Annotated in this window: 11 protein-coding genes and 2 riboswitches; all 11 genes read right to left on the bottom strand. The window is 34.0% G+C overall.

Features of this window, described 5'->3' with window-relative positions:
• Window positions 1–313 precede the first annotated feature (313 nt).
• The gene (locus ACOZBY_RS17305; protein WP_031417645.1) at window positions 314–856 is read right to left on the bottom strand and encodes a hypothetical protein; all 543 of its coding nucleotides are present in this window, start codon (window positions 854–856) and stop codon (window positions 314–316) included.
• Between the two features lie 592 nt (window positions 857–1,448).
• Window positions 1,449–2,711, bottom strand: a complete 1,263-nt coding sequence (locus tag ACOZBY_RS17300; RefSeq protein WP_422762574.1) for a helix-turn-helix domain-containing protein — start codon at window positions 2,709–2,711, stop codon at window positions 1,449–1,451.
• A 1,221-nt stretch (window positions 2,712–3,932) separates the two neighbouring features.
• On the bottom strand, window positions 3,933–4,697 hold the full coding sequence (locus tag ACOZBY_RS17295; RefSeq protein ID WP_422762573.1) for an S-layer homology domain-containing protein: 765 nt from the start codon (window positions 4,695–4,697) through the stop codon (window positions 3,933–3,935).
• Between the two features lie 468 nt (window positions 4,698–5,165).
• The gene (locus tag ACOZBY_RS17290) at window positions 5,166–5,756 is read right to left on the bottom strand and encodes a hypothetical protein (protein ID WP_422762572.1); all 591 of its coding nucleotides are present in this window, start codon (window positions 5,754–5,756) and stop codon (window positions 5,166–5,168) included.
• Entirely contained in the window at window positions 5,714–6,010 is a 297-nt protein-coding gene (locus ACOZBY_RS17285) for a hypothetical protein (protein ID WP_197224079.1), read from the bottom strand. Before ACOZBY_RS17285 ends, ACOZBY_RS17290 begins: the two co-directional genes overlap by 43 nt.
• A gap of 261 nt (window positions 6,011–6,271) precedes the next feature.
• Window positions 6,272–6,484 carry a hypothetical protein gene (locus tag ACOZBY_RS17280; RefSeq protein ID WP_197224078.1) on the bottom strand — a complete coding sequence of 71 codons (213 nt, stop codon included), beginning with the start codon at window positions 6,482–6,484 and terminating at the stop codon, window positions 6,272–6,274.
• Between the two features lie 51 nt (window positions 6,485–6,535).
• Window positions 6,536–6,865, bottom strand: coding sequence for a hypothetical protein (locus ACOZBY_RS17275; protein ID WP_422762571.1), 330 nt, complete (start codon window positions 6,863–6,865; stop codon window positions 6,536–6,538).
• Window positions 6,826–7,119, bottom strand: a complete 294-nt coding sequence (locus ACOZBY_RS17270) for a hypothetical protein (protein WP_031417660.1) — start codon at window positions 7,117–7,119, stop codon at window positions 6,826–6,828. Before ACOZBY_RS17270 ends, ACOZBY_RS17275 begins: the two co-directional genes overlap by 40 nt.
• A 265-nt stretch (window positions 7,120–7,384) precedes the next feature.
• Window positions 7,385–8,683 carry a nucleobase:cation symporter-2 family protein gene (locus ACOZBY_RS17265; RefSeq protein WP_197224077.1) on the bottom strand — a complete coding sequence of 433 codons (1,299 nt, stop codon included), beginning with the start codon at window positions 8,681–8,683 and terminating at the stop codon, window positions 7,385–7,387.
• Entirely contained in the window at window positions 8,683–9,267 is a 585-nt protein-coding gene (locus ACOZBY_RS17260) for a xanthine phosphoribosyltransferase (protein WP_036162548.1), read from the bottom strand. The genes ACOZBY_RS17265 and ACOZBY_RS17260 overlap by 1 nt, the downstream gene beginning before the upstream one ends.
• 131 nt (window positions 9,268–9,398) lie before the next feature.
• Window positions 9,399–9,500: riboswitch (purine riboswitch) on the bottom strand.
• Window positions 9,501–9,664: 164 nt separating this feature from the next.
• Window positions 9,665–11,488: an APC family permease gene (locus ACOZBY_RS17255; RefSeq protein WP_031417666.1), complete on the bottom strand. Its 1,824-nt coding sequence runs from the start codon at window positions 11,486–11,488 to the stop codon at window positions 9,665–9,667.
• 119 nt (window positions 11,489–11,607) lie between these two features.
• A riboswitch (cyclic di-AMP (ydaO/yuaA leader) is annotated at window positions 11,608–11,757 on the bottom strand.
• Window positions 11,758–11,841 lie beyond the last annotated feature (84 nt).

Here is an 11,841-nt window from a genome sequence, read left to right as displayed (position 1 = left end):
CATCACGTAGCTCAGAAAAACGAATTTCTAAATCTTCTAATGTTACTTGTTCTTTGTTCTCAACCATTTTTTGTTCCTCCTTTAGCTAGAATTTTAGTGACCTACGTGCTGTGTTGGACGTGCTGCTAACTCTTCATCACGTAGTTCAGAAAAGCGAATTTCTAAATCTTCTAATGTTACTTGTTCTTTGTTCTCAACCATTTTTTGTTCCTCCTATTTTTATATCCTGTGGCCCTCGATCTTGGGTTTAAATATTAATAATATATTGACTAGAGAAAAATAAAATTTTCTAAATTTTATTTTATTAATTTTATTAAAATCTCTTTTTTCTTATCCATTGAATAGAGGAAATAGGCAATATATTCAATCCTACTTTTTTTTCAGTTATGATATCTGAAAGTTCACCATGTAATTCTATGACTTGTCTCATCTTTAATGATATCTCCTCAACAACTTCTTTAAATTTTTGTGTTTTAATAACATTTTTTCTTTCTAAATAGCCTATAGCTAGCGTGGACTTTGATTCTTTTTTTATAGCATTCCAATCTTCTTCAATATACTTAATAGGAAATAAAATTTCTTTATAGAAATCAATCAAGTATATACCTTCGTCACTGATTCCCCATACAGTATTCCCACTTAAAATAATAATAGTAGGAATTATTGGTAAGCTTTCATAATCATAGCCTTTTAGAGCTTCATACATAATTTGGGCCAATGTATTTATATGAATTATTGGTACATCTACCTCTTCAAAGGAATTTATTTCGCTAAATGGCTCAGTCTCTTTGAAAATTCGAAATTTAATATATCCATTTCGAGTTAACGAAGCATTCGTAACTGTTTTTGACGACATTTGTTGATTTACAGGTTTTATCTCTATTCCCCCCTTCAGTTTTTGCGATGTGTTTGTAAGAAAACTATAACTCAATCATTTTGTATATTGAAACGAGTAAAATAATGTTAATAATTTTAAGGTTAACTCATAAATTTACCTGTGAAATTTTACAAAGTAATAAATCTGGAACAACTAAATAAAGAATGAAAGAATCTCTAGAGGATAATCAAGAGTCGTGGATAAACAGTTGCAGAAAGGTGATTCGAAAGTAAATACTCAATCATAGTATTGGTAGTTCTAATAAAATGTGAAGCCCTCTCTATAAACTACTTAATGACAAGTAGTTTAAAATCAGAGGTTACTGTACAACGGAATAAAGAAGCATATTACATTACCTAGAGTAAGAGGCTACATTAAATTGGTATTAAAAAAGAACCACCAGTCTAACTGGTGGTTTATTCTACAAGTTAAATTATGTTTCTATTATCAGAGAAAAATCTGATGCTTATACGTTTGCTTACAAAAAATAATCATAAAAGAATTCACCATTTGCAGGAGAAGAATTTAAAGAAAAAAGGAGAAAATAAAAGTAGTAGCAGAGATTCAATAATTAATTTTCAAACTTCAATGCCGTTTGATAGTATTTTGCAGCCATTTTATAGGCATTTACACTAAAATAATGATTAGCTAAATCAATAGAGAGTTTTTTTATCAGTAATAATTGATCATTTTTTTGAGAGTATGAAATTATTTGTTGCATCTCCTTTTCATAACTATAACAATCCCCACGTATTTTATATAACTCTGCAACTAAAGCACGAATATCAACATAGAGATATGTAAGATGATTCAGATCTTCCACTATTTGAATAGCCTCATTTAAATATATGTTTACTTTATTCCAATTTTTCAGTTCAGAATATACTTCAATTAGACCCCTTAAAGAATATACCTTTTCTTTTTTACTGTTTTGATTAATCTTCAAGCTGTCTTCAAAGTAAGCTATAGCTCTATCAAAATCCTTCATTCCCTGATATATTCGACCATAGTTATATTTAATCATGCCCATTAAAGTTTGGTTCTCATTTAGATTAATAAGCTCCTCAGCTTTTTTTAAACATTTTTTAGCCTCATCAAACATATTGTCCAAATAATATTGAACTCCTAGAGTATTTAGTACTGAAATCATGTTAGAAGTATAATTTAAATTTTCATATAAATCATATGCCTTTAATGAATACTGTCTACTCACTTGTTGACTTTTAAAGAGGCGTTGCTTAGCCAAACCTAAACTATAGTATAAGTTTGCTCTTAGAATTCCATCTTCTTCCTTTAACAATTTATCAGCATTTGTGTAATAATCATTTGCTTTATTAAAATTTTGTTTACTATAGAAATAGTTACCGCAAGCTATAAAGTAGAAAAGTGAATCCTCAGGAAAATATTCTAACCCTCTATCAGGTAAAAGATTTAGTGATTTTTCATAATGTCGATTTGCATTTTTAATATCTTGATTCAATATATAGTAATGAATAAGTACCCCATAAATTTGCAAGAGAATTGGGACTGAGTGCATCTCTAATGAATAAATTTCTAAAAGGGATACTTCTTTATCTGTTAATGAATTATTTAGTCTATATTTATTCGAAATGTCTTGAATAGTAGACTCAAAATTAAATGTATCCAAATCAGAAAGATAATGTAAATCAATATCGAGTTTTTTTGATATTTTTTCCAGGAACTGTTTTGAGGGTTTTATTTTTCCATTTTCTATTCTACTTAAATAAGCTATAGAACAAATACCATCGACTAGTTCTGATTGATTCATTCCTTTATGTATTCTTAATTGCCTTATTCTTTCAGCTAAAAACAATTTATTACCTCCTCCATTTTCTATCAGCACTCAAGGTATTCAAAAAGATTTTTATGAATATCATCATACAGACCATATTCAATGGATGTATTTATCAACATTATGAAATTCAAAGAATAATCTGAATAAAATTTTTAGAACTATTTACACTTTGCAATTTATTAAGTGCTTTTTTTATGGAATATTGTCGTCAAAATCTTAATATTCGTTATATATTATCATTTCAGAAAATTCCGTCCCTATATTACTAATGGGGCTTTTTTCAACGATCATATTTTTCTTCATTACAAGAATTCTCCTAGCATGATTAGTACTATGGGTTGTTTCAAGAAAAATTTTAGTTGATTCTCCACACTTTACTTTGCTCTATCTAGAGTGCAAACATTTCTCCATAAAATTACGAGAATACTTTTCTAATAATTGAATGCTGATCCTACTTATAACAATAAAAACTGTAAATCCCATTTTATACAAATAATAATAGTAAAGTAAGCATATTAAATCTAGTACAATTATCTCAATTAACCTCAAATGCATAGTCATACTACTAAAAACTCCAAAGAGACGTAATAGTATAGAAGAGAAACTGTATTAAAGTGGGAATATTTTTTGCCAGAGATTTTACAGAGAGATAGTATGGTAAATCCTTAGTTTTAGAAACCTGGTGGAAGCAATGGGAGAAACGGGGGTTGATGGATTTTATAACATGTTTTTCTTGTATTAAAACAAACATATCAACCTTAAATGGATTGGCCAATACTTAGTTCCATCCTTTTCTACCGGAATTTAACTTAATTCTCTTAATTTATTGGTGAAGCATTGAAATTAAGTTATATCTGAATAATATATTAGTGTATAAACCACATCATAAATTAGCTACTAATGAAAAAGTCTTATCTTACTTTTTCTTGCAAATTATTAGCTGAAGTATAATTGTATCTACACTAGCTATACTTGGAAATAATATAGCAAGTTTATCCTCATGTTCTCACATTCTTTATCCATATTTATTACTCTAAAGTAAATATCTTACACATTAGTATAATTTGTTTTACAAAAATAAGCAAATATAGTATAAATTAAGCGAAATTTAACATTAATTAAATATATTATTTCTAATTAGACATAATTAAAGTGATAGCCTTCCTATGTTGTCATTTATATTATTTATCTTATTGTTTTTTCTTTTTTTCAAATATTCCTCACGTATTTTTTCAATGCTTATACATCTTTAGAAAACCAATCTTTAGACTTTACATCTTTAAAGACTCCGTTTACAACATTAGATGTATCAATTCCTAAACTTCTTACTAACATCGCACTGAATTGTGCTCTAGTTAGTGACTCGTAAGGGCTGTAGTAGTCAGGAGCTGTACCCTTAACAATATGTCGGCCTGCTAACTCCTCAATTGCACGTTGACTAAAGACTCCATCAATGTCCTTAAATGTAATTTGATTTGTAGAGAATTGGAATTCCCCTGTTTCAGTCACCTTAAACTGAATTTGGTTCGGTACTGCAAAAGTAAATGGAATAGCTGTATATTGGCCGTTTTCAAAGCGGAACACATACGCTTTTTTCGATGTTTTTGTGATTTCAATTGGCTTCTTAAATACAGTGATTTCCTTACCATCAGCCCAAATGCGAAGTTGATAATGTTGATTGGCTTTTAATATCCATTCGACTTCCCAAAGTTTTGCATCGATTTCAAGTGGAATTTTAATTTTAATATCTTTTTGTTTAAGTTCTATGATATCTGATGCAGGATTTTTAATTGTCCACTTACCTTCATTGTAATCAACAGTTTCTGCTACGGTAATACCTCCTGGTATTTTTGGTAAAACAGTAGGAATCTCTGGTTTTGGAATAACTACAGGCGGTTCCACCGGTGGGTTCGGATCTACTGGTGGTTTAGAAGGATGTATGATTGTAATATCCTCATCAAAACCAGGAATCTCCTCACCTGGTAATGCTAATAATTTCAACAATGTTGTTTTAAACTCGCCTGCGTATAAGTTCCCTAAGATGAAATTTTTAGCTTCTAACCTTGTCTCATCGGTTGGATTTGCTAAGAATGCCCTAACTAATACCGTTGATTGAGATACATCATATAAATATTGACTGTGACCTACACCTGTATTTTGAACAGTTGCTGTAAAGTATGCATTATCTAATGAAGCAACTAAGAAGGAACGTACAAGTGCCGTCTCTTCTCCGATTGTTGGCGCCGTAACTGTTTCAACAGAAGTTTCTTCAATTATTTCTTCAGGAGTTGAAGGTGTCTCTTCTACTTCACTTGATTCTACATTTGTTTCGTCAGTAGTTGTTTCTTCTGTGTCAGGTTTTTTGACACTTTCTTTACCCTCATCGGTCGGTGGTGTTTCTATAGATGTTTCCTTTTGTTTTACTACAAAACGTAGTAATTCAAACGGAATATCTTTTGATAGTTCAATGGTTTATGAAGGTTCTTCCGTTTCGAGTAATTCATAACCTTCAGGAGATTGAGCTACAATATCGATATTACCCAATTTAACCTCTTCGATTGTCTCTGTATGGACAACTTCATTTTCAAGTGTTACATATTCGATTGTGTAGCTTCCTTGCGTTATCTCTGTTACGTCTTTCACAGGTTTTACTATAAAAGTAATAACTGTGCCTTTTGTATCTTCCTTTAATTCAAATGTTTGTGTTCTTTCAGACACTAGCTCGTATCCTTCAAGAGCTTGAGCATTGACAGTTATCGTACCAGTTGGTGCTTCTTTAGTTTGCTCTAAAATAACATCACCATCTTCTGTTACATACTTAACTAAGTAAGATAAAGTAATAACCTCATCTGAACCTAATAATGCTTCTAGTTCAGCCAATACATCCTCTAAAGGCCTATTTAAAAGATCTGAAAGTTCTTGTGCAAGAGTTGGCAAATCTAAAGCATCATTAAGATAATTTGGAAAGGACCTTAGTACAGACGGATTAGGGGACTTAGATTTTGCAGAAACTGTTGTCCTTAAAAACTCTGCTTCATATTTAGTGATGTGTTTCTCAGCCATGATCGTTTTGAACGCTCTAAGAAGGTGATTAAGCGAACAATTTGTACATCATCACCTTTCTCTATATTACCGTGTTCGGCTTCTTCAATGATGTTGTCTATATAATCTTTAAGCTTTTCATCTACTACATCATTATCTATGTAGTCAGCCAATTCCTGAGAAGTTACGTTGTCAGGGTCATTTAATATCTTGTCAATTAAGTCGCCCTCTTTTTGGTCAATCACATTTTGAAGCTTATCTAAACGCTCTTGCAAGTAATCTTTACTTCCAAGGTTTTAATAGGTCAACTGACTCCTGAGCTTTATCCTTGTAGGACTGCACCTTCATTTCTTCCGCTTTAGATACCAGGTTTTCCGCTTCTCTGTATTCAAGTAGGTTATCTAAACGAGCCTGTAAGGTTATTTTTATTGTACTGTCAGGTAAAGCGTTAATTTTGTCTTGGACGTTACTCAGACTATCTGTGTTTAAAGTATTCTCTGCTTCTTTTAACGTTTTATCAATCTCTCTAATTAAATCTATAAGGTCTTTAACTTTATCAAGACGATTTTTAATTCGTCTTTCTTTATACCTTCTTCTAAGGAGTTTACAAAATCTTTTGCAGTATTGTAATCACCCTCATCTAACGTAGACTCAGTTTTCTCTACAGTTTTTTCAGCTTTCTCTTCAGCAGATAAATTATCGATTTTCTTCTGTACCTCATCTAAGCGGGTTTGAAGTTCTTGCTTCAATTCACCATCTTGAAGTTTATCTACCTTAGATTGAGCTGAATTTTTGTCCTCTTAAGTTAATGTTTTTTCAGCGTTTTCTACTGCTTCGATAGCATCGATTTTTTCTAGGACAATATCTAATCGATCTTGAAGTTCACCTTTCTTTACTTCATCCTCAAGGTTGTTTACTAAATCCTTAGCTTTGTCATAATCATCTTCTTCAAGAGTATTTTCAGCGTTATCTACAGCTTTTTCCGCTTCCTCTTCGGCAGTCAATTTGTCTATCTTATCCTTAATAGCTTCTAGACGGTCTAAAAGTTCATCTTTCTTCGGATGATTTTTTAGAGTATCTAATTGAGATTTTACCCCTTCATAATCGTCCTTTGATAAATACTGCTCCAAGTTGCCATTCTTTTATCAACAATTTTCATTTTAGTTCTTGTACAATTCAAGCTATCTAAAAGAACTTTCGGACATTCAAACCTAACTTTTTCTAAACCATTACTCTGTAAGTTATCTAAAAGCTCATTTATTAACACATCTATCTCAGCGGTAAAATCAAGTCTATCCTCTAAAATCTCTAGCATCATTACACTATCATTTTTTTTTAGGTAATGTACGCCAACACTTCGGAAATGTTGTAGTAGATTATCCATATATTTCCAACTCTTATGATTTATTCTATTCTTCTCCTTTCAACCATTCCCCTCTTAATTGGTCAAAGAAGTATTTTTCCCAAGTTTGATCAGACACACGATAAACAAGAAATTTGCTTATTAGTACCTAATGTTTTTCTTCGAACATTTCCTGCCTTTTTTTGCATAAAAAAATGCCACCTCCTCCCATCTAAATAATAGATAAAAGTAGGTGACATCGTTCTTTATGTGTTTGTATTCTGATATATGTTATTGAATGATCTCTTTATACTTCCCCATGCATCGGGTCTTTTTTATGCTTTGGTCCAATCATATTGAATAAAATATTCAAGATAATCGCTGTGACTGAACCACAGACGATACCGTTAGAAGTTAAAATAGACACTTTATCTGGTAGGGCATCAAAAATACCAGGAACGACTGATACACCGACACCTAAACTGACTGCAATCGCAGCAATCATCGCATTTTCAGCAGATTCGTTCATCACAGGTACTAGCATACCCATACCTTGTGTAATGACCATACCGAACATCGCAAGCATGGCCGCACCTAATACAGACGTTGGAATAATCGTTGTTAATGCTGCGATTTTGGGTAGGAAGCCAAGTGCTACCAGTAGACCACCCGTGATGTAAATGACTTTGCGGTCTTTTACGCCTGACATACGTGTAAGTCCTACATTTTGTGAGAATGTTGTGTACGGAAAGGCATTAAATATACCACCGATTACAGATGCAAGACCTTCTGAGCGATAGCCACGAGCCAAATCTTTTGAATCTAGTTTTTTATTACAAATATCACTTAGTGCAAAATAAACACCAGATGATTCAACTAGAGATACCATAGCTACAAGAGTCATTGTAATAATAGCTGTTACATCAAATGTTGGCATTCCAAAGTAGAATGGTTGTACCATATGGAATACATCCGCTTCTGCTACTGGGTGAAAATTAACCTTGCCCATGAATGCCCCTAAGATGGTACCCGCTACTAGCCCAACTAGAATGGAAATAGCACGGATAAAGCCTGTAGAAAAACGATAGACGATTAAAATGATTACTAGCGTAATAAATGCTAATGCAATATTTGAGCCGGATGCAAAATCCTCTGCTCCTTGTCCACCTGCCATATTATTTAAAGCTACTGGCAATAAAGAAATACCGATAATAGAAACGACAGATCCTGTTACTACTGGTGGGAAAAATTTCACTAGCTTCCCGAAGAAGCCGGCAATAATCACGACAATCAAACCAGATGCAATAATGGAACCATAAATATCTGTGATACCTTGCTCTGGGTTTGTACCTATAGCAATAATTGGACTTACCGCTGTAAATGTACAACCAAGTACTACAGGTAAACCAATACCAATAAATTTACCCGAGTAAACTTGTAAAAGTGTTGCAACCCCGCACATCATAATATCAATCGCCACTAAATACGTCATTTGTGTTGAATTAAAGCCAATTGCCCCTCCAATTATAAGTGGCACTAGGATGGCTCCAGCATACATCGCAAGTAAATGTTGAATTGCTAGCGTCGTTGATTTAAAGGTATTCATTACGCGCGAGCCTCCGTAGCAAATGTCACTTTGCCATCTTCAAGAGAATCTACAATCGCTAATGATTCTACGCGGACACCTTGCTCACGTAATAATTTGCCCCCATCTTGGAAGCCTTTTTCAATAACAATGCCCACTCCTACAACATGGGCACCCGCTTGAGCCGCAATATCAAGTAAGCCCTTTACTGCTTCACCATTTGCTAAGAAATCGTCAACAATTAAAATATTGTCGTCCTCACTTAAAAAATTACGTGATACTGAGATATCATTTGTTTCATTTTTTGTGAATGAATGTACTTTTGACGTATAAAGGTTATCTGAAAGTGTTAATGATTTACGTTTACGAGCGAACACTACTGGTGCACCGATTTCTAGTCCTAACATGACAGAAGGAGCAATACCTGAAGATTCTATTGTTAAAATCTTTGTAATTACTTGGTCAGCAAAGCGGTTTGCGAATTCGTGGCCAATTTCTTTCATTAACAATGGATCAATTTGATGGTTTAAAAATGAATCTACTTTTAATACTGAAGAAGATAGAACTTTACCCTCTTGCATAATTTTGTCGTGTAATAACTTCATTTCTGTCATATCCTTCTTTCTTAAATATTAATAAAAAAAGCTGAACACCTTGGTCCCATTCAGCTACGAGTGGAGCAAAGCATTCAGCGTTAAAACGTCGAAAGGAATAGAAAACATCATGTAAGAAGTTCTCTAAAAGCATTGCTACCCATAGTCGATTTATTTACGGTAAATCGGTAGAAACTTGCAAGCCATATCCTCGCTATTATATGAGTAAAATTGTATGAATCTATCAGAATACCCAATTCATCACTATATTCGGTAGAAGCCTATAACTTCTACTAAAAAAAGTTTGATTTTTCGGAATTTAATGGTATTCTGCGACTTTTTAATTGTAAACGTTCGTGTTTTCAATCAACGTACTGATTATAACAGACAATTTTCTACCATGCTAGCATTATTTTGATAAATGAAAAGGTACTGTCATAATCACGACATTTCTGTGAAATAACAATGTCGTACGTATTAATAAGCTTGATTGGTTGTGAAGCATATGATGCCAGCCTTTTTTCGGTAAAAATTGAGGGATAACAACCGTTACTTTATGACCTGTTTTCGCACATTGATGGTCCACTTTATCAATAAATTTTATCAATGGCTGTGTGATGCTACGATATGCTGAATAATAGGTTACTAATCGAATATCTGGTTGCCAAGCCTGCCATTTTTCTTCGAAGGCTTTTGCATCTGCTGGATCGAAAGCCACATAAAAGGCAATAACTTTATCAACCCTTAGTGATTTCACATAATGAAGAGAATTTTCAACCACCTTCGTTATACCAGCTACTGGTACAATGAAAACATTGCCCTCAATGGTTGCCAGTTCCTCTTTACTCAATCTCAGCTGCTCTCCAACGGCTTGATAATGAAGCTTGATTCGATGAAATACGAAAATGATAATTGGTAAAAAGACAAACACTGGCCATACTTGAGGCATTTTTGTCACAAAAAACATCATCGCTACGATGAATGAAATGGCTGCACCCATTGTATTGATCGTAAATTTTGCCATCCAGCCAGTAGGTTTTTCACGCCACCATTTTCTCATCATACCAGTTTGCGCTAATGTAAACGGAATAAATACCCCAACAGCATAGAGTGGAATCAAATGTTCCGTTGTCCCATCAAATAAGATGATTAAGATAATGGCTGCTAGCCCTAGCATCATAATGCCGTTCGAATAACCAAGGCGATCCCCACGCATTTGAAATATTCTCGGGATAAAACCGTCTTTTGATAAATTGACAGCAAGTAGAGGAAATGCAGAATAGCCCGTATTTGCTGCAAGTACCAAAATCATCGCTGTTGCACCCTGTACTATATAATAAAAGATATTTCGACCAACACTTGCTTCTGCCAGTTGGGAAACGACTGTCGCTTCCGAAGTTGGCGCAATTCCGTAAAAATACGCTAAACTAACAATACCGATAAATAAAACCGCTAAGATTCCCCCCATCGCTAACAATGTTTTAGCAGCGTTATTAGGGGCAGGATTTCTAAAATTAGGAATGGCATTCGAGATAGCCTCTACACCTGTTAAGGCTGAGCTTCCTGACGCAAATGCCTTTAATAAAATAAATAAATTAATCCCTGCTACTGGAGTACCAATCTTTGGATGCAGCTCTGCTGGCACCTGACCTGTTGCAACATTATAGAGCCCCAACCCAATTAACACTAACATAACGACTACAAACAGATAGACTGGATATGCCAAAACAGAGGCGGACTCTGTTACACCACGTAAATTCAAGATCGTTAAAAAAATCACAAATATAATAGCGATTAGCACATTGTATGGATGCAGACTTGGAAATGCCGATGTAATTGCGTCTGTACCTGCAGATACACTTACCGCTACCGTTAAAATATAATCAACGAGCAATGAGCCTCCTGCTACAAGACCCGCATTCACACCTAAATTTTCCCTAGATACTATATAAGCGCCACCTCCATGTGGATAGGCGAAAATAACCTGACGATATGATAAAGTCAGTGCCACCAAAAGGACAACAACCCCTGCAGCAATCGGTAAAGAATACCAAAATGCTAATGTTCCCACAGTCATCAGGACAATTAAAATTTGTTCTGGTCCATAGGCTACGGAAGACAAAGCATCGGACGATAATATGGCCAATGCCTTTGTTTTACTAAGCTTTTGTTCCCCTAACGCATCGGATCTTAATGGTTTGCCGATTACATAACGTTTAAATGAGGATTTCATCAATAAACACCTTCTAGTTTCTTAGATTGTGTTTCGCCTTCCTAAATGAGATCAAAAAACGCCTACAAGTCATCACCAAATAAGACTTGTAGACGCTCATCTGTCTGCCAAGCTCCAACTTTTCTGCTCTTAACGCTTACGAGGTTAGCTGTCGGATTCGGGCCTGAGTAGCCCTACCCTTCAAAAGAAGAGATTCACCCCTAGAATTGCTTATGCACTCCGTCAAAAATGGGTCCCCCGCGTCTAGTTTGCTTCAGCGATTTAGAAATTTGAAACTTTAATAATGATGCCATATTACGCCTGTCAATTAAAAAAGTAAAGAAGAAAATTTTTCTTTTTCACAAGTGAAATAC

This window comes from Lysinibacillus sp. NPDC056220, assembly GCF_049315265.1.
Classification (GTDB): Bacteria; Bacillota; Bacilli; order Bacillales_A; family Planococcaceae; genus Lysinibacillus; species Lysinibacillus pinottii.
Note: the sequence above shows the minus strand (reverse complement) of the source record. Positions and strands in the feature narration are given on the sequence as shown.